The 23981-nt window shown below is 53.5% G+C and carries 23 protein-coding genes, 1 tRNA gene and 2 pseudogenes; 11 read left to right on the top strand and 15 right to left on the bottom strand.

All coding sequences use genetic code 11. The features are described from left to right. Positions 1-169: 169 nt before the first annotated feature. From B1722_RS05275 to queA, 6 genes are all read right to left on the bottom strand, one after another. Positions 170-718: a glycine zipper 2TM domain-containing protein gene (locus tag B1722_RS05275; RefSeq protein WP_041071808.1), complete on the bottom strand. Its 549-nt coding sequence runs from the start codon at positions 716-718 to the stop codon at positions 170-172. 121 nt (positions 719-839) lie between these two features. Continuing rightward, entirely contained in the window at positions 840-1754 is a 915-nt protein-coding gene (secF, locus tag B1722_RS05270; protein WP_086791704.1) for a protein translocase subunit SecF, read from the bottom strand. Between the two features lie 9 nt (positions 1755-1763). After that, entirely contained in the window at positions 1764-3632 is a 1869-nt protein-coding gene (gene secD / locus B1722_RS05265) for a protein translocase subunit SecD (RefSeq protein WP_041071804.1), read from the bottom strand. A gap of 64 nt (positions 3633-3696) precedes the next feature. Then, entirely contained in the window at positions 3697-4032 is a 336-nt protein-coding gene (gene yajC, locus B1722_RS05260; RefSeq protein ID WP_041071802.1) for a preprotein translocase subunit YajC, read from the bottom strand. Positions 4033-4075: 43 nt separating this feature from the next. Beyond that, the gene (tgt, locus tag B1722_RS05255; RefSeq protein WP_161794909.1) at positions 4076-5191 is read right to left on the bottom strand and encodes a tRNA guanosine(34) transglycosylase Tgt; all 1116 of its coding nucleotides are present in this window, start codon (positions 5189-5191) and stop codon (positions 4076-4078) included. 14 nt (positions 5192-5205) lie between these two features. Then, complete coding sequence (gene queA / locus B1722_RS05250; RefSeq protein WP_086791702.1) at positions 5206-6270, bottom strand: tRNA preQ1(34) S-adenosylmethionine ribosyltransferase-isomerase QueA; 1065 nt, start codon at positions 6268-6270, stop codon at positions 5206-5208. 108 nt (positions 6271-6378) lie between these two features. On the opposite strand from queA, the gene B1722_RS05245 reads away from it, so the two are divergent. From B1722_RS05245 to nadS, 4 genes are all read left to right on the top strand, one after another. After that, a tRNA-Leu gene (locus tag B1722_RS05245) sits at positions 6379-6463 on the top strand. A 98-nt stretch (positions 6464-6561) separates the two neighbouring features. Further along, on the top strand, positions 6562-7641 hold the full coding sequence (locus tag B1722_RS05240; RefSeq protein ID WP_086791700.1) for a GTP pyrophosphokinase family protein: 1080 nt from the start codon (positions 6562-6564) through the stop codon (positions 7639-7641). A gap of 1098 nt (positions 7642-8739) precedes the next feature. Further along, complete coding sequence (locus B1722_RS05235) at positions 8740-9054, top strand: type II toxin-antitoxin system RelE/ParE family toxin (RefSeq protein ID WP_086791699.1); 315 nt, start codon at positions 8740-8742, stop codon at positions 9052-9054. Then, entirely contained in the window at positions 9054-9344 is a 291-nt protein-coding gene (nadS, locus tag B1722_RS05230) for a NadS family protein (protein WP_086791936.1), read from the top strand. The genes B1722_RS05235 and nadS overlap by 1 nt, the downstream gene beginning before the upstream one ends. A gap of 405 nt (positions 9345-9749) precedes the next feature. Here the strand turns inward: nadS and B1722_RS05220 are convergent, their stop codons facing one another. The 4 genes and pseudogenes from B1722_RS05220 to B1722_RS29750 all read right to left on the bottom strand — a co-directional run. Continuing rightward, positions 9750-10304, bottom strand: coding sequence for a hypothetical protein (locus B1722_RS05220; RefSeq protein WP_140395985.1), 555 nt, complete (start codon positions 10302-10304; stop codon positions 9750-9752). A gap of 306 nt (positions 10305-10610) precedes the next feature. Then, positions 10611-11273: pseudogene (locus tag B1722_RS05215) on the bottom strand (hypothetical protein); the annotation flags it as partial. A 169-nt stretch (positions 11274-11442) separates the two neighbouring features. Then, positions 11443-11799 (bottom strand): hypothetical protein, encoded by a 357-nt coding sequence (locus B1722_RS05210; protein ID WP_086791692.1) that lies wholly within the window; start codon positions 11797-11799, stop codon positions 11443-11445. Then, positions 11784-11999: pseudogene (locus tag B1722_RS29750) on the bottom strand (hypothetical protein); the annotation flags it as partial. The gene B1722_RS05210 and the pseudogene B1722_RS29750, both read right to left, overlap by 16 nt. Here B1722_RS29750 and B1722_RS05200 point away from each other — a divergent pair. Beyond that, positions 11956-12243 (top strand): hypothetical protein, encoded by a 288-nt coding sequence (locus B1722_RS05200; protein WP_174376916.1) that lies wholly within the window; start codon positions 11956-11958, stop codon positions 12241-12243. The pseudogene B1722_RS29750 and the gene B1722_RS05200 sit on opposite strands and share 44 nt — an antisense overlap. A gap of 457 nt (positions 12244-12700) precedes the next feature. Here the strand turns inward: B1722_RS05200 and B1722_RS05195 are convergent, their stop codons facing one another. The 3 genes from B1722_RS05195 to B1722_RS05185 form a co-directional block, all read right to left on the bottom strand. Further along, positions 12701-16522 (bottom strand): hypothetical protein, encoded by a 3822-nt coding sequence (locus B1722_RS05195; protein WP_086791688.1) that lies wholly within the window; start codon positions 16520-16522, stop codon positions 12701-12703. Positions 16523-16669: 147 nt separating this feature from the next. Continuing rightward, positions 16670-17017, bottom strand: coding sequence for a TIR domain-containing protein (locus tag B1722_RS05190; protein ID WP_086791686.1), 348 nt, complete (start codon positions 17015-17017; stop codon positions 16670-16672). Positions 17018-17084: 67 nt separating this feature from the next. Further along, positions 17085-17345 carry a DUF6429 family protein gene (locus tag B1722_RS05185; RefSeq protein ID WP_086791934.1) on the bottom strand — a complete coding sequence of 87 codons (261 nt, stop codon included), beginning with the start codon at positions 17343-17345 and terminating at the stop codon, positions 17085-17087. Positions 17346-17610: 265 nt separating this feature from the next. Here B1722_RS05185 and B1722_RS05180 point away from each other — a divergent pair, with 265 nt between their 5' ends. Continuing rightward, positions 17611-17940, top strand: a complete 330-nt coding sequence (locus B1722_RS05180) for a hypothetical protein (protein ID WP_086791684.1) — start codon at positions 17611-17613, stop codon at positions 17938-17940. 34 nt (positions 17941-17974) lie between these two features. Here the strand turns inward: B1722_RS05180 and B1722_RS05175 are convergent, their stop codons facing one another. After that, positions 17975-18730 (bottom strand): hypothetical protein, encoded by a 756-nt coding sequence (locus B1722_RS05175; RefSeq protein ID WP_086791682.1) that lies wholly within the window; start codon positions 18728-18730, stop codon positions 17975-17977. Positions 18731-18849: 119 nt separating this feature from the next. Here B1722_RS05175 and B1722_RS05170 point away from each other — a divergent pair, with 119 nt between their 5' ends. From B1722_RS05170 to B1722_RS05150, 5 genes are all read left to right on the top strand, one after another. After that, entirely contained in the window at positions 18850-19224 is a 375-nt protein-coding gene (locus B1722_RS05170; RefSeq protein WP_047296361.1) for a hypothetical protein, read from the top strand. 110 nt (positions 19225-19334) lie between these two features. Next, complete coding sequence (locus B1722_RS05165; protein WP_086791680.1) at positions 19335-20066, top strand: hypothetical protein; 732 nt, start codon at positions 19335-19337, stop codon at positions 20064-20066. Between the two features lie 72 nt (positions 20067-20138). Beyond that, a complete protein-coding gene (locus B1722_RS05160; protein ID WP_086791678.1) occupies positions 20139-22058 on the top strand; it encodes an alkaline phosphatase D family protein in 1920 nt (639 codons plus the stop codon). Between the two features lie 231 nt (positions 22059-22289). Then, positions 22290-22544 carry a type II toxin-antitoxin system prevent-host-death family antitoxin gene (locus B1722_RS05155; RefSeq protein ID WP_086791676.1) on the top strand — a complete coding sequence of 85 codons (255 nt, stop codon included), beginning with the start codon at positions 22290-22292 and terminating at the stop codon, positions 22542-22544. Further along, the gene (locus tag B1722_RS05150; RefSeq protein WP_086791674.1) at positions 22541-22795 is read left to right on the top strand and encodes a Txe/YoeB family addiction module toxin; all 255 of its coding nucleotides are present in this window, start codon (positions 22541-22543) and stop codon (positions 22793-22795) included. The genes B1722_RS05155 and B1722_RS05150 overlap by 4 nt, the downstream gene beginning before the upstream one ends. On the opposite strand, the gene B1722_RS05145 is transcribed toward B1722_RS05150, so the two are convergent. After that, on the bottom strand, positions 22789-23955 hold the full coding sequence (locus B1722_RS05145; protein WP_086791672.1) for an aspartate aminotransferase family protein: 1167 nt from the start codon (positions 23953-23955) through the stop codon (positions 22789-22791). The two genes, B1722_RS05150 and B1722_RS05145, sit on opposite strands and share 7 nt — an antisense overlap. Between the last annotated feature and the right edge of the window lie 26 nt (positions 23956-23981).

The raw sequence follows: 23981 nt of genomic DNA, 5'->3' as shown, positions 1-23981 counted from the left end.
TCATGTGGGAGCGAGCCTGCTCGCGAATGCGGTGTTTCAACCGACATCAACGCTGATTGTCTGAATGCATTCGCGAGCAGGCTCGCTCCCACAAGGGGTCATAGCGCGGCCAAAAATTGCGAGCACAAAAAAGCACCCTGCAGGGTGCTTCTTGTTAAACAGTCAGCGCTTACTGACCCGGCTGATTCTGCGACAGAATCAACTTGCCTTCCTTGTCGACCGGAATCTGGTTGCCCGGATCACGATCCATCCGCACTTTGCCTTCCTTGCCATCCAGCGAATAACGCACGTCGTAACCGACGACCTTGTCGCTGATGTCATTCACCGTGTTACAGCGAGTCTGGGTGGTGGTGTAGGTGTCACGGTTCTGCATGCCTTCCTGCACCTTGTTACCGGCATAACCACCACCGACCGCGCCAGCAACTGTCGCAATCTTCTTGCCGGTACCGCCGCCGATCTGGTTACCCAGCAAACCACCCGCTACCGCACCAATCGCGGTACCGAGGATCTGGTGTTGATCCTTGACCGGTGCCTGGCGGGTTACAGCAACATCCTTGCACACTTCACGTGGAGTCTTGATCTGTGTTTTGACCGGTTCTACGGCCAGTACTTGCGCATACTCAGGGCCGCTTTTAACCAGGCTGTAGGTGGCAACAGCACCCCCGGCAGTCACACCGACAGCACCCAATACCGCACCAACCAGCAACGACTTGTTCACATGAACCTCCTGACCATCACATGCGGGACGCGCCCGCGCTTCTCCCAGCCTTGGAGCATAAAAAAAGGCGCGAGTTCAACTCGCGCCTTTTCTGGGCTGACAACCGGTGAAGCGATGGCCGTTATGGACGGTCGTCGACTTCCTTCTCGGTGTTGGCCGGAGGAATCAGATCCTCGGTGCTCAGGTTCAGCCAGATCAGCACCACGTTCGCGATGTAGATCGACGAGTAGGTACCCGCCAGCACACCGATGAACAGGGCGATGGAGAAGCCGAACAGGTTATCGCCACCGAAGAACAGCAGCGCAGCGATCGCCAGCAAGGTGGAGATCGACGTTGCCATGGTCCGCAGCAGGGTCTGAGTGGTCGAGATGTTGATGTTCTCGATCAGCGAAGCCTTGCGCAGCACACGGAAGTTCTCGCGAACCCGGTCGAATACCACAATGGTGTCGTTCAGCGAGTAGCCGATGATCGCCAGTACCGCCGCCAGCACCGTCAGGTCGAAGGTAATCTGGAAGAACGACAGGATACCGATGGTCACGATCACGTCGTGAATCAGCGAAACGATGGCGCCGACCGCGAATTTCCACTGAAAGCGGAAAGCCAGGTAGATCAGGATGCCGCCGAGCGCCAGCAGCATGCCGAGACCGCCCTGGTCGCGCAGCTCTTCACCGACCTGCGGGCCGACGAACTCGACGCGCTTGACCGTCGCCGGGTTGTCGCCGCCGACTTTCTGCAACGCGTCTGCTACCTGATGGCCCAGCTGCGGGTCTTCACCCGGCATGCGCACCAGCAGGTCGGTGGTCGCACCGAAGTTCTGCACGATGGCTTCGTGGTAACCCGAAGTCGCCAACTGCTCACGCACTTTGGTGACATCAGCCGGACGCTCGTAGGTCAGCTCGATGAGCGTACCGCCGGTGAAGTCCAGGCCCCAGTTCATGCCCTTGTGGACGACGCTGAAAATAGCCAGCAACGTGAGAAACACTGTGACGCCGAACGCGAAGTTGCGAACGCCCATGAAGTTGATTGTACGTAACATGGCAGCCCCTTAAATCCACAACTTCTTGAAGTCACGTCCGCCAAAGATCAGGTTGACCATTGCGCGGGTCACCATGATGGCCGTGAACATCGAGGTAAAGATCCCGAGGGACATGGTCACTGCGAAACCCTTCACCGGGCCGGTGCCCATGGCGAAGAGGATGCCGCCGACCAGCAGAGTGGTCAGGTTGGCGTCGAGAATCGCAGTGAATGCCCGGCCGAAGCCTTCGTTGATTGCACGCTGCACGGTCATGCCGGCGGCGATCTCTTCACGGATCCGCGAGAAGATCAGCACGTTGGCGTCGACCGCCATACCCATGGTCAAGACGATACCGGCGATACCCGGCAGGGTCAGCGTTGCCCCCAGCAGCGACATCAGCGCCAGCAGCAGCACCATGTTCACCGCCAGCGCAACGGTGGCGATCAGGCCGAAGAAGCGGTAGATGGCGATGATGAACAGCGAGACGAACAGCATGCCCCACAGCGACGCATCAATACCTTTGGTGATGTTGTCAGCACCCAGGCTCGGGCCGATTGTGCGCTCTTCAGCGAAGTACATCGGAGCGGCCAGACCACCGGCACGCAGCAGCAGCGCCAGTTCGGACGATTCGCCCTGGCCGTTCAGGCCGGTGATACGGAACTGCGCACCCAGCGGCGACTGAATGGTCGCCAGGCTGATGATCTTCTTCTCTTCCTTGAAGGTCTGCACCGGCACGTCTTTCTCGACGCCGTCGACAACCTGCTTGGTGTAAGTGGTCACCGGACGCTGTTCGATGAAGATCACCGCCATGCTGCGACCGACGTTCGAACGGGTCGCGCGGCTCATCAGCTCGCCACCGTGCCCATCCAGACGGATGTTCACTTCTGGTGTGCCGTGCTCGCCGAAACCAGCCTTGGCGTCAGTCACCTGGTCACCAGTAATGATCAGGCCACGCTCGATCTGCGCAGGTGGACGCTTGCCTTCACGGAACTCGAAGGTTTCGGAAGTGGCTTTCGAAGCCCCCGGCTCTGCAGCCAGACGGAACTCGAGGTTGGCGGTCTTGCCGAGAATACGCTTGGCTTCGGCAGTGTCCTGCACGCCCGGCAGCTCAACCACGATGCGGTTGGCGCCCTGACGCTGAACGATCGGTTCGGCAACACCCAGCTCGTTGACGCGGTTACGTACCGTGGTCAAGTTCTGCTTGATGGAGTATTCACGGATTTCCGCCAGCTTGGCCGGGGTCATCGCCAGACGCAGCACCGGTTGACCGTTGAGGTCGGCCGGAACAATGTCGAAATCGTTGAAGTTCTTGCGGATCAGCGCACGGGCCTGTTCGCGGGAGTCAGCATCGCTGAAGCCCAGCTGAATGGCGCCGCCCAGTTGCGGCAGGCTGCGATAGCGCAGTTTTTCTTTGCGCAGCAGGCTCTTGACGTCGCCTTCGTAGACTTTCAGGCGGGCGTCGAGGGCTTTGTCCATGTCCACTTCCAGCAGGAAGTGCACACCACCGGACAAGTCCAGACCCAGCTTCATCGGGTGCGCGCCGAGGTTGCGCAGCCATTGCGGGGTGGTCTGTGCCAGGTTCAGTGCGACGACGTAGTCATCACCCAATGCCTTGCGCACAACGTCTTTGGCCGGCAGCTGGTCTTCAGCCTTGGTCAGACGGATCAGGCCGCCCTTGCCGTTGGCGGCCAGCGAAGCTGCCTTGACGTTGATCCCGGATTCACGCAGCGCGGTGCTGACGCGATCCAGATCGGCCTGATTGACCTGCAGAGCCGTGCTGGCGCCGCTGATCTGAATGGCCGGGTCATCGGGGTATAGATTGGGAGCGGAATAAATCAGACCGATCGCCAGCACCGCCAGGATCAGAATGTATTTCCACAGAGGATATTTGTTCAGCATCACGCCGCCCGTTATGAACGCGGGGCGCCTTGCGCGCCCCGTCGATTGAGTAGAAGTTGGAACCTTAGATCGCTTTCAGCGTGCCTTTTGGCAGCGTGGCGGCGATGGCGCCCTTCTGGAACTTCATTTCCACGGTGTCGGAAACTTCCAGAACCACGAAGTCATCGGCCACTTTGGTGATCTTGCCGGCGATGCCGCCGGTGGTGACCACTTCGTCGCCCTTCGCAAGGCTGCTCAGCAGGTTCTTCTGCTCTTTGGCGCGCTTGGCCTGTGGACGCCAGATCATCAGGTAGAAGATGACCAGGAAACCGACCAGGAAAATCCACTCGAAGCCGCCGCCCATAGGCGCAGCAGCCGGTGCAGCCGCGTCAGCCATGGCATTAGAGATAAAAAAGCTCATTTAGCACTCCAGTTGCAAATGTTGAATCTTGGGGTCAGAAAACTCAGTCCAAAGGCGGAACGGGGAGCCCGCGTTTGGCGTAGAAGGCATCGACAAAGGCGGCCAATGTACCCTGTTGAATAGCCTCGCGCAAACCAGCCATCAGCACCTGATAATGGCGCAAGTTATGGATGGTATTGAGCATGCTGCCGAGCATTTCGCCGCACTTGTCCAGGTGATGCAGATAAGCGCGGGAGAAGTTCTGGCAGGTATAGCAATCGCAGGTCGGATCCAGCGGCGAATCATCATGGCGATGGAACGCGTTACGGATCTTCAGCACGCCTGTATCAATGAACAGATGCCCATTGCGGGCATTACGGGTTGGCATCACGCAATCGAACATGTCCACACCGCGGCGCACACCCTCAACCAGATCTTCCGGTTTGCCAACGCCCATAAGGTAACGAGGTTTGTCAGCGGGCATCATGCCCGGCAGATAATCCAGCACCTTGATCATCTCGTGCTTGGGCTCGCCCACCGACAGACCGCCGATGGCCAGGCCATCGAAGCCGATCTTGTCCAGACCTTCCAGCGAGCGCATGCGCAGATCCTGGTGCATGCCGCCCTGAACGATACCGAACAGCGCCGCGGTGTTGTCGCCATGCGCGTTTTTCGAGCGCTGGGCCCAACGCAGCGACAGCTCCATCGAAACGCGAGCGACATCTTCGTCAGCCGGGTACGGCGTGCATTCGTCGAAGATCATCACGATGTCGGAACCGAGATCGCGCTGCACCTGCATCGATTCTTCCGGCCCCATGAACACTTTCGAGCCGTCGACCGGGGAAGCGAAGGTCACGCCCTCTTCCTTGATCTTGCGCATCGCGCCCAGGCTGAACACCTGGAAACCACCGGAGTCGGTGAGGATCGGGCCCTTCCACTGCATGAAATCGTGCAGGTCGCCGTGCTCCTTGATCACCTCGGTGCCCGGGCGCAGCCACAGGTGGAAGGTGTTGCCCAGAATGATTTCCGCGCCGGTGGCCACGATGTCACGCGGCAACATGCCCTTGACCGTGCCGTAGGTGCCCACCGGCATGAAGGCCGGGGTCTCGACGGTGCCACGCGGGAAGGTCAGCCGACCACGACGAGCCTTGCCATCGGTGGCAAGCAGTTCAAAGGACATGCGACATTCACGACTCATTCTGTTTCCTCTGGGCCTGTGTGTTCAGGGGCAGTCGGGGCGGGATTACGGGTGATGAACATCGCATCACCGTAGCTGAAAAAGCGGTACCCGTTGTCGACGGCGGCTTTATAAGCGGCCATGGTTTCGGGATAACCGGCGAACGCCGAAACCAGCATCAACAGCGTCGATTCCGGCAAATGGAAGTTGGTGACCAAGGCGTCGACCACATGGAACGGCCGGCCCGGGTAGATAAAGATGTCGGTCTCACCGCTGAACGGCTTGAGCACACCATCGCGCGCGGCGCTTTCCAGCGAACGCACGCTGGTGGTGCCCACGGCAATCACCCGCCCGCCACGCGCGCGGCACGCGGCAACGGCGTCGACCACATCCTGGCCGACTTCCAGCCACTCGCTGTGCATGTGGTGATCTTCGATCTTGTCGACGCGTACCGGCTGGAACGTCCCCGCACCGACGTGCAGCGTGACGAACGCGGTCTCGACGCCCTTGGCGGCAATCGCCTCCATCAGCGGCTGATCGAAATGCAGCCCCGCCGTCGGCGCCGCCACCGCACCGAGACGCTGGGCGTAAACGGTCTGATAGCGCTCGCGATCCGAACCTTCGTCCGGGCGGTCTATATAAGGAGGCAACGGCATGTGCCCGACGCGATCGAGCAACGGCAGCACTTCTTCAGCGAAGCCCAGCTCGAACAGCGCATCGTGACGCGCGAGCATCTCGGCTTCACCACCGCCGTCGATGAGGATCTTCGAACCCGGCTTCGGCGACTTGCTGGAGCGCACATGGGCCAGCACGCGATGCGTATCGAGCACGCGTTCGATGAGAATTTCCAGCTTGCCGCCCGAGGCTTTCTGCCCGAACAACCGCGCCGGAATCACCCGGGTATTGTTGAATACCATCAAATCGCCCGGGCGCAAATGCTCAAGCAAATCAGTGAATTGACGGTGTGCAAGGGCGCCGCTCGGCCCATCAAGGGTCAGCAGGCGACTACCGCGACGCTCGGCCAGAGGGTGGCGGGCGATCAGCGAATCAGGAAGCTCGAAGGTAAAGTCAGCAACGCGCATGATGGGGTTCGTCTAGCAGGGCCGGAAAGTCTAGCGGAATTATCAAAAATTGACCATGAAACGTGATTGACCAACGGTAATCACCTCTCTATACTTCGCCGCCATTGAGCCCTGATGGCGGAATTGGTAGACGCGGCGGATTCAAAATCCGTTTTCGAAAGGAGTGGGAGTTCGAGTCTCCCTCGGGGCACCAAAATTGAGAAAGGTCTTGCTTAGCAAGGCCTTTTTTTTCGTCTGGCGTAAAAGTGGCGTATCCACGCCCATCTGCGTCATTTGTTTAGGAGAAAGGTGATGACAAGGAAGGCCGGCCCTAGCGCCATAGCGGAAAAACCAATTTTGTCAACGATTTCGAACCACACCGACGACATGTGGACAAAAAATCCGGCCCTTATCAAAAATTTTCTGGATGCGAAGCCTGAGTTCGAACAACTCTGCGCGGAAGTTGAATACATCTTGAAAAAGAAGGTGACTCAAGCTTCCATAGAAACTTCGTTTCTAGGATCGAGAGCCAAGACGCTTAACAGCTTTCTTGAAAAGCTGACTCGAAAAAGTTATTCAGATCCTTTCACTCAGATTGATGACTTTGCTGGCGCAAGAGTAGTTTGCCTCTATAATAACGACATCACCAAAGTTATCGACATTATACGAAATGAGTTTGATATAGCCGAAGAAATCAACAAGCGCGATGAACTGGAAACGAACAAGTTTGGTTACATTGGACACCACTTCATAGTACAGCTCAGCGAAAAATATTCCGGCGCAAGGTACGACGACCTGCGCAACTTAAGATGCGAAATCCAAGTCCGCACAGTAGTTCAGGACGCTTGGTCTATCATTCAGCACCACATGGTGTACAAAAAAGAATCACAAGTCCCCTCTAACTTGATTCGAAAACTCAATGGTCTAGCAGGCTTATTTGAAACTGTCGATGATCAGTTCGAATTCATCAGACTGCAGCGAGACATGTATCTAGAAGATGTCCGGGAAAGCAAAAACACTCCAAATAATTTTCTAGAAAACGAGCTGAACTACGACAGCCTAGTTGAATTCATTCAGTGGCGCTACGAGCAGGAACTTAGTAACAATGACAGAGCTAACATCCCTAAGATACTGGATGTGCTGAAAGACATTGGGATCTCCACTCTGAAAGAACTAGAAGCTCTGATCGAAAGCAATGAAAATTTTTGTAAATTAGCGATCGAGAACTATCAGAGACATTCCGCGAAAGATGATCCGAGCGGCCCACCAGCTACAATATTTCCAGTACTAAACGTAGCTATCGCGGCATCTGCAAACCCTGAGTGGCGCGCTATGTTTCCTTGGGGCCCCATCTGGAACATGGCACTAACTGATACCGACGCTCAGCTTTGAAGCTATCTATGTAGCCGCATCTCCGTCGGATGCCAGCTCTGTGAAGAAAGGCCTTGATTTTCAGGGCCCCTTTTGCGCCAACAGTTATGCGTATCGCTCAAGGCACTGTGATAGCGGTTGTCGGATGCTATCGACCAAGAAGAGCAAGCCTCTTTTGAGAGGCCGGATTATCCAAGTTAGCAAGGTGTGGCCGTGCGTGAGACACCCACCCTATGCCACGAAAAATTTTTCCCTACCCTATGCTCAAAATCACGTAAGAAGTGTAAGTGAGAGATGTAAATCCTATGTATCCCTTATAGATAGAGGGATAGAGGTCTCTCTATTACTGTAAGTGGACTGTCGGAAAGCTATTTCCCCTAACAGTCGGCGACTGTAAGTTGAAATTCTCCCAAACCATTGATTTTCATGGCTTTCTCCGCAGTCGAAATACTCCACAAAGTTTCCTACATTCACAGTGTAAGTGGCGACACCCAATGAATCTGGGGTGTTGAACCGCTTTCTGAGACGCCCAACACCACTTACACATTTGGAAGGAACTACCCAAGAAAGTTTTTTCGGCGATCGCTCAAAGCCTAGCCGTGATCGGCTCCTGAACTCCCACACGGTGTGCGAGAGTTTGCAACGCAGCCAATTACCCGAAACCCCTGCCCCGTGCGGGCTACAGCGAGTCTTCGCGTTCCCCGAAGTAAGTCAGGTGTGGCGCGAAAAAGACCCATGCCCGCCGTTAAAACCTCATGAAAACCGAGTTTTCAAAGTCTTTGACCAATCAAACCGGGGACTTCATCTCCCCCCCCGCTACCGCTACTTGCGCCTTTTTGCAACCGCACTGCATTTCTCTTCAAAACTTTGCACATTGTGAAACGCACTCCGTACTGCGAAGCCCCATGGCCTGCCTGGGCTGCCGGATCATTTGCACAACATCCCGATTTGCACAAAAAAAGGACGCAGAGCCCGTCGGAGGGAGGGGGATAAGTGATTTCCGCCTCGTTTTTTTTTGCCCGAGCTATTTTTCCGTGCGCTCGAAACGACTTGATGATGAGCGCGTGCTGGCCTATAGTGGTCATACGCCAATGACGCATATCCAGCGCAAGGGAAGCAATGATTTTCATAGAAACGCCGATCTTCACGGAAGATCTGCACGACCTGTTGGATGACGACGAATACAAGGCTTTCCAGCAGCATTTGGCTAAGCATCCAACTGCCGGTGATGTGATTCAGAATACCGGTGGACTTCGAAAGGTTCGCTGGGCTGCGAACGGGAAAGGAAAGCGTGGCGGTGTTCGGGTGATCTACTACTACATCACTGCAGCGTCACAGATTCGGCTATTGGTGATTTACCAGAAAGGCGTGAAAGACGACCTGACTGAAGATGAGAAGAAAGAACTGCGCAAACTGAATGAAAGGTGGCAATGATGGATAAAGGTCTATTCAACCGTCTGAAAGAGAGCATGGCGCAGATGAATGAAATTGATCAGGGCGAGCGTCAGCCGTCCCGGGAGTTTCATGTCGATGCTGTGCAAGTTAAAAATATTCGCAAAAGTACAGGGCTGTCCCAGACTGCATTCGCCGAAACGATCGACGTAGCTGTCGGCACGTTACGCAATTGGGAGCAAGGACGCCGAGATCCTGAGGGCCCAGCACGCGCGCTGCTGCGAGCGATCCATAACGACCCTGTACACGTTCTGGCTGCACTCAAGCCGTAATAAAAAGCCCGCCAATTGGCGGGCTCGTTATATCTTACGACTGATCCTCTCCGTCTTGTGTAAACGCTCTGAAAGCAGCTATCTCCTCGGAGATCAACATCCCTACTCGGCCTGTCTTTGCATTAAACCCTAAGTATCCCTGATCAATGATATGGTTAACTTCATCATCTACATTGTTCTCCAGCTGATCTATGATGAATGAAATAAACCTCTCAACGGTTTTATGGTCATCATGAATCGATTCGAATCGAATCGAACTGACTTCATTGAAGCACCAATAGATATGTTCCAAAAATCCTCATACTCAACAAAGAGCTGAACTTTTCCTCTGAAAAATATCTCTCCGGTTTAAAGTTTACCTACCTCGACATTGCCGTAGAGCAAGTCATTTCTTTCGCTCATTAGTTAGTGAAAGTCTTTGCATTCTCGAGACAAATAGTCAACTCCTCGAACAAACCCAAAACAATTCAAATGCAAAGATTGGACGCAGATATCTATCGGCTGTCGTATTGTATTTTGAAACAACCTATCGTTATTTTTTATTTCTGGCTTAATCAGCAAAAACAGCAAAAGATTGATAAAGGATTCGGCGAGTACAGGAAGCATAGATCTTAATCCGAACACCAAACCAACGGCCGCACTGTACCTCGTGTTTAGCGCCTGCCAGCGCTCGTTAAAATTCATCATGTCTACTTTGGTTTTAGGATGCAAAACCTGATCGGCTACTGGATTGAGGTTCAGCGCGTTTAGCTGGTTGAAGTTCTCTGCAACTGCCCGTTTTATGCGCTTAAATGGGTTAACAAATTGAGTCCAATTTTCCAGCTCCTTTCTAAATTCGCTAATCTTTTCTCCATAGTTCCCAATATCACCTTTCACCTGATTAATGAACATTTCAAGCGATAGGCCCTTACCTTTGAAATCCCCGATCAAGTGAACCTCTGACCTGAAATTCATACCCATGACAGATATCAATCCGTCATCATTCGCAAAAGTCCACTCCAAATGAATCAAATTGTTAGAGTCGTCCTTCCTGAATAGGTTTTGCAACCCATTAGGCTCGCCGTATTTTGCATAAAGATAACAATAGAGATCCAAAGGTTTTATTTCATTCGAGAATTCCCATCGCATCCCATTTTTCGGCAAGAGGCCGCCTGTTAGTATTTTTTGCGATACACCCCGTATGGATGACTTGCAGATCTAAGAAATAATTCCCTTGCATATGACCATCCATATTTTTGTGCTGAACGTTTAGCTTAGGCAGTATCGCTAAAGCGTGATCGACTTTAGCTTAGCAGCCATCAAGCCGGCAGTTGTGGCTTTGGCTGAGAAATTTGTTACATCTGACGGACTGGGCGTTGGGCCCGATATATGGGTATGCGCTGCCAACTGGAAATTCATTTCTTGTAGCAACGAAAGAGTGTCACAAACGATTTTGAACAGATTTACGTCCGAAGACCCAACCCAGTTCTTCGGCGCCTGCATACGCTGACTAATTCCCGCAACACTTTCACGCAAGCCCTCGATCCGCTCCTGCATATCACCACCTACCGCGGCGTTGTGCTTCTGACCCACAACCAGATTCAGATCTTCCTCGGTCGCCTGGTACAGATCATCCACGGCCGCCAAGCTCGTAGATCCGCCCGACAGCAGCCTGAGCGCTCCCAGCGCTTCGATCTTTTTCATACCACCCACAGTCTCGGTCGAGTGGTCATCGACGGCCCGTGTGTGGCTCTGGAACTGCTCGCGGTTGTCCAGCGCCTCAACCTCACGCTCGATCGCTTTATCCCGGATCTTGCCGTCGGTCTGGCGTAACCAATTGCCGTCCGCGTCGACGCGCTGCTGTACCGTGCCGCTGTGCTGCCACACCTGGTCATCCTTCGGCACCTTCGGCATGCTCAGCCCGTGAGGCAAGATCGATTGAATGTAGGGTTACCGTCGCATTCAGACCGTTGCCCCCTCGGGGCACCAAAATTGAGAAAGGTCTTGCTTAGCAAGGCCTTTTTTTTCGTTTGCAGAAAAGTGAACGCGTGGCGCTGGCCTCGCGCGCCCTGCACCTCCCCGCGATTTGTTTTTGATCAGAAATCCGGTACGTGAACGCTCACAACCTGCGGGCAATTTCCTTCCAGATATAGCCATAGTTGTATTTGAGCCAGAGAACCAGCGCTTTATCGAATTGCCTGCGAAACCAACTGCGCTCTCTCTCCGCCAGCCTTTCGTTGATCATGCTATTGAGCGACTCGGGGTCGAAACCCGTCCAGACAGAGGGCACGGCAGCCGCAATATTGGTGAAACACACCGGTGCGACTTCTGAATAAAGGATCTCGTACAGCACACCCGGATCGATGTTCTTTACCTGACTGGCTATGTAGTCGTAATCCACAGGGAAATCTTTGAACGGATCAGAGAGTGCGACCCTTACATCTTTCAGTTCCGGCTCACTCAGAAAATGTCCCAATGCGAAAACTCCTCCAGTTCTTCATCCAGTGAGTCAGCGACCACTCCACCTGCGACGCCACCGGCAACCGATCCAACCAAAACAACAGCTATTGCACAAATGGGAGCCCCTGGGCCACAGAGTGCGCTAACGCCCATACCCGCAAGAATACCGCCCATGGCACCACCGCCAACGATGGTGCCTTGGCGTGCCGCTCTTCTTTCGATTTGTTTGCAGCTACGTGCAGCATGGTTCATGTGGGCCGACCGCCTAGACAAGGCAGCTCAAGAGTTCGCCGCCATCGCAGCACACCTGCACGCCACGGAAAAGGCGATGGGACGTTCAAGCTCTCTCATTGACCTTTACGTTCCACTGCATGTGCCGTTCGGACCGATGTCCATCAATGAAGATACGGTCGCTGCGAAGGCATGTGCAATTTCCATTGAGCAACTGATCGCCGCTTGATTGCCCGCGTCTCGACTATCAGTCGTGACGTCCCCCCCTAAACCGGAGCATCATTCGCGGAACACCAAACGTGTTCCGCGTAACTGGTGTTCCGGTTGTTCGCATTTGGTGTTCCTCCTCTGAAAGCCTTTAAGTACTTGGCCTATAGCGTTTCTGGAACACATGGAACACATGGAACACCGTGTTTTCGCTACCTATGGATAAGCGTTCCCCTCGCCCCTTTTCACGGCGTGAACCTTCAGCGCAAGCGGACGCGACGGATCGCTCCAGATCCGCCGATCTGCTGTGTCCGATTCTTCCCAGACGAAGGAGTAGCAGCGTCAGATTTTACGGGTCCTCCCTAAGGGGGGCCCCTACACGGGTTATCAGACTCGCAGGCTTCCTCTAGCTGAGACTTTCGTAGAGATGTCCGTCTTTATAAAGGAGTTACTGCCACGCTGGCATGAGGTGTACCAAATCACTCAAAACGCTGCTCGCGTGTTAAATCTTGACTAGCCTCTTTTTCTCGCTGAGCCTTAATTAACTTCCCTGCAAGAATATTTTTCTCTTCCACTACAGCACGCACTTCTACCATTGGAAAATCCAAAAGTGCTGAAAAAGCTTTCGCCCTCAACTCTAAAACATCAGCCAATGAATTCGTCCATGATCCAGGGTAAATCTTTTCAAAAAACACTTCTATAATACCGGCTTTATTAGCAGCTGCTGCCAATACCGCTAGCGCTTGCTCACCAATTAAAAATCCTTTGGGCGAATCAATATTATGGGGACTATCAGCAACTGGCAAATACACAGTTAACGCAGAAGCGATAAACTGAAGTTTTTGTTCATCCTTGTCACACCAATCTATTAGCCGATGGACAGGCACAGAATTTAATGGAGAAGCCTCTCTAGTAATCCTATCTTTAAAAAACACATGAACTGCTTGTTCAACAGGCTTATCTTGCCGAAAAATTCTATCCAGCAACAATTCTGGAAAATTTTTAACAACAGTTTCGATTATATTTAAAATTTCAAAACTATATAAACGATACGACGTCAACCCCTCATATAGCACATCTATGATCTCGACAACTTTAGTAGTTACCACAGAGACTGAAAGACATACAGGCAACACTAAATCAATGTCATGACTGGATAGACCTCTGATATCATTCCGATGCATCGTCAATAAGATATAGAGCGAGTCAGTGCCTATAGCTACCAACTCATCCGTTGGAGAGTAACTATTACCTTTCTCCGCAAAAAACCTCATACCTAAGATATACAACGAAGTCAGAGCGCCAGATTCCAGTCTGTTTATAGATATTAATATGCGACACAAATCAGAATCAGATATATTACTGTGAGCTTGGCCATGTCCAAGCTGTCGAAAGTGCCACGCATCTACTTTTGTGCTGCCGGCCAACAAAATAAGCTTCTGTATACCCCAGTCGTCTATAGGGCTGGCACAAAGCAAAAATATGAAATAAGAAAGGAGTTCAGGTTCCTGAAGGACACATTGCAGAATTAATTGAGCACACTCTGTATCTGTGGAGTACACCTCGTTGATAAAGCCTGCAAACAAACCTAGCTCTATAGGTTCTTGTTTTTGATCTCTCATCAATTGCCAAAGATACTCAAACATTTCAAACGGATCACTACTCCCTCGCGCCAACCCTTTGCCAAACAAACGAAGTGAATCTATTTGCTTACACCACAACTTGTCTCCGATTGATTCGAGCAGCTTGTAGTCCGAGGCGACTCGGAAACCTAATGAAACAACCCTCTCATGAATCGAATCCACTCGCGCGCTATAACTACCTGAGAAACTTTCCGACTGATCCCAAGTATTGGTTAGTGCATAAGCTTCTATTTCAGCCTTGACACCTACAGGAGCCGTCAACTTTTCCAGCGTTCTTAGACGGACTAAAATCTCACCGCCAAAATTTTCACCACAAAACTTAATAGTCCGTTGTATAGACCTCCAAATTTCAGTCCATTTTCCTTTAGCACCATATTTTGCAATCACCTCCTCCAACTCTTCAATACATCCCGCAAAGGACCACAATCCCATAAAATGCCTTGCAATAAGAGTTTTCGCAAGTGACTGTAATTTTTTATCCGCAGCCGCCAAACAAGGATATAGTTGCTTTATAAACCCTCTATACCAGGCCTGACCATCACCATTAGTTACTGGAATCCAACCATATGTTCTAGTCCTCGCACCAAAATCAAAATTAGCTGAAGATGTCCAATTAGAAACTTTAAAAGCAGAGTCAAATAATTTTTCCGCAATTTCCCGATGACGAGGATCACTTGAAACAATTAGCCTCCCGGCAACTCCCTGCCGCAGCGAAGGCGATGCATTAGTTCCTGATAAATAAAGAGAAAACAGCTGCTCGAGCCTACCGACGACACTGTTATTATTCTCGCTTGCCTTCTCAGACTCAGCAAATTTCAATATAACCTGCACAGCCCTATCAAACAGATCTTCATCATAAGCAATTTTACATAACAAACTTACAAACCGACTAAAAGACTTATTATCTCTAGATGCAAAACACTTCTCACACGACGCCAATTCAATGGCATTGAGAACCACAGCAGGGAATACAGGAGCTACATATTCTAAAGCCTGCAACTGTTCATCATTACAAGCTGCTACATCCTGCAAAGGCCCTCCAGGACTAACCCAAGAGACCGCCAAATTATGAGCAAGGTCAATATCATGCAAATAACCAATTCTATGCGCACATGACACAAACAGTCGTAAATTCTCGGACCTGAATAATTCAGAATTTATCTCGCCTACTGAAACATTCTCTAATGCTCGCTTTGCCAATCGATTGGCAAGTGCATGTGGAAGCACGGCACGCCAACCCCCACGCTTTTGTGACAGTTGCCGCCTCAACAACTCTGCGTGAGATTTATAAAGTTCGCGTCGACTCGCCCCACCAATTGCAGCCAAAACTGTCAGCTCGTCATTCAACAACGCCGAATCTACATTAAATGAATACACAAGCGACAAAATCGCAGCATGCTCCATCAAGTATTCATTGCTTTGCTTTCGCTGGGTGAACAAACGATAAAAAAGCTCTTCATCAGTAAAATTTGAAAGTGTTTCACCCGCCTTTACCCGATCAGCCAACGCTAATGCGATGCGGGCGTTACCTCCGGCGAACTCTGATATCTTATGGGCATTAGGCGACCCCAGATTTGGAAATCTTTTTTGCACCAACTTTGAAACATTTTCCTCACTAGACGGCTCTATATGGAACACCATAGTTTCTTCAGGGTGATCATCAGAAATATCATACTCGATAGTTAATAAACTTAATTTAATACCCCGTTTAGAGATCAGCTTCTGCAGCCTTCGATGAACATCAGGAGGACAGTTATCCAACACAACATAGGCGCAAAAGTTATTAGCAATCAGATAGGAAACCAACTCCGAGGCAGAAGGATAGAGTTCATCACCCAAATCTGCATATATGACATCAGTAGATGGAATCACATCTTTTCCAACACCTGACTCAAATAGCGCCTGAGCAAAACGTGTTTTTCCCACTCCTGACAGGCCAGTAATACGCACTACGCTCCCAGCGTCGCGAAGCTTTTTACGCACTAAATTTATGCCATCTAATAAAGACACAGGATCGGCCATACTGGTGCTTTTATCCAGTATGCAGGGATGTTCATCCTGTAGGAATTCATCAGAGTCAACAGGAGCGGATGTCCATCGACCAAATGGAAACCAGCCTGATAATTGCTTACCTAATTTTGATCGCACCCATAATCCAACACCTGGATGTTGCCTTAGCCAAGCTGCTAAGCGATCCCTACCGTAAAAATCGACAACTAGATTATCTTTATCCGCCAAATCAACAAGTGCTGCTTTCATGCCGGCCACACGTTCAGAAAGCATTTTATTGGTGCAGTCATCTTTCCCACTTACAATTATGTAAGCGCCATTCTTGCCTACCAAGCTCTTAATAATATCCTTTTGCTGGCCCTTGTATAGCATTTCCTTCTTACATGCAGCCTTGCTCATGCTGTTTTTCTTTACTTGAAAACCAGTATTACCGCGAACTACAAAACCTGGCTTTGTGAGACTTCCTGCCTCCCTAACGTATACATCCAATCCACCATCCGGAGCCTCTTGAGCACCTCCCCAAAAAACACAGGATGGTTGAATTTCTTGTCGAGACAACTCTGCCTCACACAATCTCGCCACCAACTCTCTTAGATCGCTGTCAGTAAGACTAGATATATCTGCCGGATCAAGTTCAAAAAACTTCATGAAAGCACTCTTTTAAAGATTATTTTCGTACCCGCTACCCATGCGTCCTGCGTGCAGGCCAGATTACGGATGCAGTCAGTTTTTGAGCAAGTCTACAGGTTCAATTAGTAGCCTTAATAAAAGTAGACTAGCAATCGATATCGACCATTATGATTTCATTACCTTGTTCCAATCAATATAGTATCCAGCTTCTTGAAGTTCTCGGCCCAAAGCGTGTTTCCAATTGCCCTCCATCGATTCATAAACCACTCCGGCGTAATCAGTAGGCATTTCCAATGTCCCTCGCTTGAGCGCGCAGACTTTCCCTCGACCAAGTCGACCAATGAAATATCCGAGCTCTAGGATCACATTTTGCCGAGCACGCGGCCGGGTTTCAGGGGTGACGCCTCTTACCTGATTCGCCACATAGTCATATTCGACGGGAGAATCGTTGAATGGCTCAGAAAGAGCAGCTCTCACTTTTGTCAGTTGTGGCTCAGTCAGAAAATGCTCCAACGGAAAAACTCCTCCAGTTGCGTTGCACTGGTGTGGCCCAAATATATTGATTAGCCAAACCAGAACCTCAGATATCCGGGTCAGGTGCACGCTGGGCTTGAACACCTCCCCCAAACAAACGCTCAGCTATCTGACGACCTCGTTCCTGGCCCTCCTCCGTCAACCAGATCGATTTGTTCTTGTTTACCGGATTACTGATGAGACCCTGCTCATGCAATCGGTTCATGACTTCAAAATCGAAGCCTTTCCATGCATTGCCGTCGTCGGAACTGAACGCGGCCAGCAGGGCAAGCACAGCCTCTTCAATCAACTTTTCATCGTATTCCATGATCGTTGCTCCGCTCATGTGTCTGAATCAATGTCGAGTTTGTGTGGCACCTCAAACTCATCGATCATCCTGAGATACTCGTTCTGTTACTTAGGTCATTGAATATCCCGGCGCTGCCCGTGCAACCTGTTTTGCCAAGGGACTGCACCTGTTGCGTCCACTCAGTATAATCACGCCCGCCCGCAGCCGGTCTTCCGCCCCGTTGCGGCTATCGCTGGTCGTACAGAATTTCAAGATTCAAGCTCAAGAACCTCCAAGGCCAACCATGGAAACGTCACTGGAAACCGTCGCCCTGCTCTCCCTCAAACTCGCTTACGAGGAGGAAGGCCTGAGCCCGATTCTGCGGGATGACATGGTCATGGGTGACTATCAGAAAGACGTATTCGAACTGCTGGTGCGTCGCAGGGATGTCGAGACCATCCAGTTCAAGATGAACGAGTGCCTGGGCTTGGCGTTGGATTCGCTGGGCGGTGTCGAGAAACCGCTGGGGCGGGAGTTGCACAAGCTGTCAGCCGATTTCCGTCAGGCGCAGTCGCTGGAGCAGCTTGATCAGCCGCTTCTCGCACTCAAGGGTTATTTGAAGGACATTCTGTAATCAGACGCGCAATCTGTAGAAACAGCCCTTCGGATTAGTGCCGCACTTTTACTACTCGAATGTCGACGGGAAACCCACCTGGCCCTTCCAGCGTCTTCCAGCCCACGTATTGAAAAATCGCGTCCTGATCGATGGTCTCGCCCCTCTCCACCCTCTCTGCGCCAAGCACCGCGACCTCTTTATAGACGGCGCAGTTGCCCTCATCGGGATGGGCGGTGTAGATCACATAGGGTTTGACGTATCTCACGGCGCGGAAATGTCGGCCGCAGCCCCAATCGACCGTGATCATCAACGTCTTCAGATACGCTTCGCCATCCGTTTCCGATTCCTCGGCGAGTTCCTTGAGCTTGCCAATTCCGCCGACGTCGCTAAAGCCCAGATCGAGGGCGCGCTTGTATTCCGGGGACTTCTCGTGCTCGGCCTGAGCCTTGAAGTATTGCTGTTGAAGCTCCGCGACCAGTACCTCCTCTTCCTTGTTCCGGATCACGAACGCTTGAGCAATGACGTTTTCACAACGGGCATATTCGGGAGAGGTAAGGCTTTCCTGGGAGAGGTGATCGCGATGGACATAAACAGTGCGATTCAAACTGTCGACGCGCTCCATCGCTTGCCTGGTAGTCATGACCCCTTTTTGAACGTTGTTCACTACTTGCTGAAAACGCTCGCAATCGGCGAGGTACTCCTTCCAGGCGACCTCTGGGGTTTCATCCCAGTCGGCAAGCGCCGGGGTCATTACGATGGCGAGAAGGAACGCGCTGAGCAGGCGCGGTGTAAAAGAAACATTCGGCATGCGTAGTCCGTTACGTGTTTGAAGAAAGTGGCGCGAAGCTACTATTTTGCTATCTTGCCGTCCACTGTCGGCAAGCTGCCGAGCGTTTGTACCGCGACGGGTTTCGAAGGATGGATACGATGGATGTAGCGTTTTTCTTTATCGCCTGGATAGGCATGTGGGTCTGGGTCGTCAGGCAGCGTGGGGCTTGGAATCTGCTACTCGCCAATGTGTTGGGCGCGGCCAGCGGCATGATTGTCGGCCTGGTGGTTTCGCAGCTTTGTGTCGGTCTGTTCGGCTCTAGCCGGCCACCGGTCCCGGGGGTCATGGGATCGCTTCTGGAAATGCTCGCGACTGCCGCGGCGCTGACCGGCGTATGGATGCTGGTGGCCCGTCGCTCGCAGGTCGAACACCCTGTCGCGCGTCAGCTGCTGGCCGGCCTTTGCGGCGTTGTGGCCGGCATCACGGCGATCATGTTTTTTGTTCAGATCAATCCGCCCAATCTCGGCATGTGAATGTCTTCGTGGCGTCAGACCTCTATTTTGATATCTTGCCGTCCATCTTCAGCACTCACCGCCAGTGAGTGCTGTTTGGCAGGCTATTGAAGGGTTAAGGAAAGGATCGAATGGAGTTTCTGAGTTTTCTGGCATTTGTTGCGGCCTGGGGTTTGATGTGGCGCTGGGTGGTGAAAAACCGCGGCAGCTGGAATCTGTTTTACGGCAACATCGTTGGTGCGGCGGGTGGTTTTATCGTCGGCATGGTGGTGCTGTCGATCTTCCTGTCGTTGTTCCCGTCGGCGCATAAGCCCAAACGGGCACCCACCGAAGAGGTGATTACCCAGAACGAAGTGACCACCAGTCTGCTGCCGGAAGCCGAGTCGGATTCGACGCCCGTGGCATTGGAAAATGCTCCGGGGTTCGCCGCTATCGAGCCAGACAATCAGCCTTCGCCGCCCGACTCCGCACTGCTGCCGAACTACGCCAACCGGGCACCGAAATCGATGGCGGAAAAAACCGTTCTGGATCAGAGCGACGCGCAGGGCCGCAAAGCATTCAGCGCGCTGCGCGACAAACTTGCTCAGAATGGCGACAGCGACAAATCAATGCTCGCGTATGTCATGTGCAGCCCTTACGTGACCGGTGCCTTGCGCTTCCCGGCGTCGGCGCGCTTCGCTGACAGCACCGCCGTGGTCACCCAACGCTTCAAGGGCCAGGTCTACACCCTCAGCAACAAGGTCACCGCGCGCAACATGAATGGCGATGACGTCACTTATCGCTTCGAGTGCTCGGTGCAGGAGCAACCCGCTTCCAGCGAATGGCGACTGCTGGCGCTGAAGCTGCAGAAGGCTGACGCTTAAGCCTCGTTTAAGGGTTCAAGGCGCCGGCTGCGCTATCATCGCCAGCCTGTGCGCCTTGAGCCTTGCCTGCGAATGTCCTCGATACCTGCTGACCTGAATCCGTTGCCTCCTGTCTTGGCCGGCCCGCTGCTGCGTCGGTTGGAACCGACGCGAATCGTTCTGTGGCTGGTCGGCACCCGCGCACTGGCGCTGACCCTGCGCCTGCAAGGTGTAGGAGACATCCCTCTCGATGCCGGGAAATGCACGGTCATCCCCGTCGGCCGTCACGCGTTTGTCCATCTGATCGACGTTGTACTCGACAGCGCCCTGCCCTGCGACACGTGCATCGACTACGACCTGTTGATCGACGGCCACTCGCCCATCGCCGAATGGGCGCCGCACCTGCTGTACGCTAACGCTGGTTGTCCGAACCTTGTCGTGCGCTCACGGATCGATCAGTTGCTGCACGGCTCCTGCCGCAAGCCGCATCATCCGGCGGCAGACGGTCTGCTGTGCGTTGACCAACTGCTGTCCAGCGAAACCGATCCGCAACAACGCCCGACCCTGCTGATGATGAGCGGCGACCAGGTTTACGCCGACGATGTGGCCGGCCCGATGCTGCGGGCGATTCATGCGTTGATCGAGCACCTCGGCCTGTTCGACGAACACCTCGAAGGTGCCGTGGTCAGCGACAGCGCCAGACTCTACGAACACCCGGCCAGCTACTACCACCGCGCGGATTTGTTACCGGCGCTGGAGAGCAACGAGACCTTGCGCGAGCGATTTTTCGGCGGTGCGCGTAAGCCGATTTTCACCAGCAGCAGCGCCGACAATCACCTGGTGACCTTCGCCGAAGTGATGGCGATGTACTTGCTGGTATGGTCACCCGTTGCGTGGACGCTGATCAATCCCGCGACTCCATCGCTGACGCCTGAACGCTTGCAGCGCTACACCCTGGAGCAAACCCGCATCGATGGCTTCAAGGCCGGTTTGGGCAAGGTCGCCCGAGCCTTGGCGCATCTGCCGAGCCTGATGATTTTCGACGATCACGACATTACCGATGACTGGAATCTTTCCGCGCAATGGGAGGAAACCGCCTACGGCCATCCGTTCTCCAAACGCATCATCGGCAACGCCTTGATCGCCTACATGCTGTGTCAGGGCTGGGGCAACAATCCCGATGCGTTCAAGGATGTGCTGGGGAAAACCCTGGGGCTGAGCGCCAGCGGTGATGACCAGTATCTCGACAGCCCGGTGCAGGACGCGCTGATCGATGATTTGCTGCGCTTTCAGCATTGGCATTTCGTGCTGCCGAGCAGCCCGGCGCTGGTGGTGCTCGACACCCGCACCCGCCGCTGGCGCAGCGAGATGGCACTCAAGCAACCCTCGGGGCTTCTGGATTGGGAGGCGCTGTGCGAGCTGCAGCAGGAACTGCTGGATCATCCGTCGGCGATCATCGTGTCCCCCGCACCGATCTTCGGCGTGAAGCTGATCGAAACCGTGCAGAAGGTTTTCAGTTGGTTTGGTTATCCGCTGCTGGTCGACGCGGAAAACTGGATGGCCCACCGTGGCGCCGCGCAGGTGATCCTGAACATTTTCCGACACACCCGCACACCCGGAAACTACGTGGTGCTGTCCGGTGACGTGCATTACTCCTTCGTCTACGAAGTGCTTATCCGACACCGCAAAGCCGGGCCACGGATCTGGCAGATCACCAGCAGCGGGATCAAGAACGAGTTTCCGAAAACCCTGCTGGAATGGTTCGACCGCCTCAACCGCTGGCTCTATTCGCCGCGCTCACCGTTGAACTGGTTTACCAAACGCCGACGCATGCGCATCGTGCCCTATACGCCGGAACATGCCGAAGCGGGGGAGCGGCTGTGGAATTCAGCGGGGATCGGCCAAGTGTTTTTCAATGCGCAGGGACAGCCGAGCGAGATCATTCAGCACAATTCGAACGGGGCGGCGAAGACGCGGATGCTGGCGCCGGAGTTGGGGGATTATCCGGACTAACCAAAAGTGTTTTTCCTACATTGGGAGCACCAGATGACCACGACGCGGCGGTTTCTCACTGCCAGCGACAGTGGATGAGGATTACAACCATCTCAGAAACGTCCCCAGAGTTCTTTAGCCATACTGAATGTGCTCGCAGTAACCCCTTCTGCGAAACAACCACTGGTAGGTATCGCCTTGTCATCATGTACTCATTTCTGTACGTTCTTTGCATCCAGCGAGGACTACGACATGCAAACCATCAACTACACCACCGCCCGTGCGCATTTGGCCGAAACGATGGATCGCGTTAACGAAGACCGGGCTCCCCTTCTGGTCACACGCCAAAAAGGCGAGCCCGTCGTGATGATGTCTCTGGCTGAATACAACGCACTTGAAGAAACGGCCTACTTGCTCCGCTCTCCAGCCAACGCCGAACGGTTGATCAAATCGATTGGCGAAATGCGTGCCGGAAAAGCCAAAGTCAGGCAATTGATCGAAGAATGAAAATCGAGTTCACGCCATCAGGCTGGGAAGACTACTTGTGGTTTCAGCAGAACGATAAGGCCGGACTCAAACGTATCAATCTGTTGATAAAGGCAATCCAGCGCGAACCGTTTGAAGGGATCGGCAAGCCCGAGCCGCTCAAACACAACATGAGCGGCTTTTGGTCCAGACGAATAACGGGTGAGCATCGTTTGGTCTACAGCATCGAAGGCGGTGAGATTTGCGTCATTAGTTGCAAATACCACTACTGAATGATGTGCCCCACACCTCTGACAATCATCCCCACCTCCCGCTCATCAATCGTCAGCGGCGGCAGCAGCCGTATCGTCTTGCCCCGTGTCACGTTGATCAGCAGCCCATGATCCCGCGCCGCAATCAACGTCAGATCGCGGATCGGCTGTTTCAACTCGATGCCGATCATCAAGCCCTGCCCACGAATCGCCATCACGTTGGGGTTGTCTGCCAGTTGGGCGCGCAGGCGGGTCAGCAGGCGCTCGCCCTGTACCCGGACATTTTCCAGCAAGCCTTGCTCTTCGATGATGTCCAGCACCGTGCAGCCGACCCGGCAGGCCAGCGGGTTGCCGCCGAAGGTGCTGCCATGGCTGCCGGGCGTGAACAGGTCCGCCGCTCTGCCCCGTGCCAGACAGGCGCCAATCGGCACGCCGTTGCCGAGGCCTTTGGCCAGGGTCATGACGTCCGGCACGATGCCTTCATGCTGGAACGCAAACCACTGGCCGGTGCGGCCGATGCCGGTCTGGATCTCGTCGAGCATCAGCAGCCAGGCGTGCCGATTGCACATTTCGCGCAGGGCTTTGAGGTAGCCGGGCGGCGCCAGTTGCACACCGCTTTCGCCCTGGATCGGCTCGACCAGAATCGCCACGATGCGCGCGCCGTGCTTTTGCTGCAGCTGATCCAGCGCCGCCAGATCACCAAAGGGCACTTTGGCGAAATCCCCCGGCAGATCATTGAAACCCAACCGCACCGCCGGGCCATCGCTGGCCGACAAAGTGCCTAACGTGCGGCCATGAAACGCGTTGGCCATGACCACCACCAGCGGCTGTTCGATACCTTTGCGCCAGCCGTATAACCGAGCCAGTTTCAGCGCAGTTTCATTGGCCTCGGCGCCGGAGTTGTTGAAGAACGCCCGCTCCATTCCCGACAGCTGCGTGAGTTTGCGCGCCAGTTGTTGCTGCCAGTCGATGCTGTACAGGTTGGAGGTGTGCAGTAGCATTGCGGCCTGTTCGCTGATGGCAGCCACGATGCGCGGATGCGAGTGCCCGACATTAGTCACCGCGACGCCTGCGACGGCATCCAGGTATTCACGACCGGCCTGATCCCACAGGCGAGTGCCCAGGCCTCTGGTGAAACTCAAGGCCAGCGGTTGGTAGGTGTTCATCAGGGCGGCGGTCATGACTTCAAACTCCAGTGAAGGTCGGT

The sequence above is a fragment of the Pseudomonas sp. SCPG-7 genome (assembly GCF_002156405.1).
GTDB lineage: Bacteria > Pseudomonadota > Gammaproteobacteria > Pseudomonadales > Pseudomonadaceae > Aquipseudomonas > Aquipseudomonas parakoreensis.
This window is presented reverse-complemented; position numbering and strand designations above follow the sequence as displayed.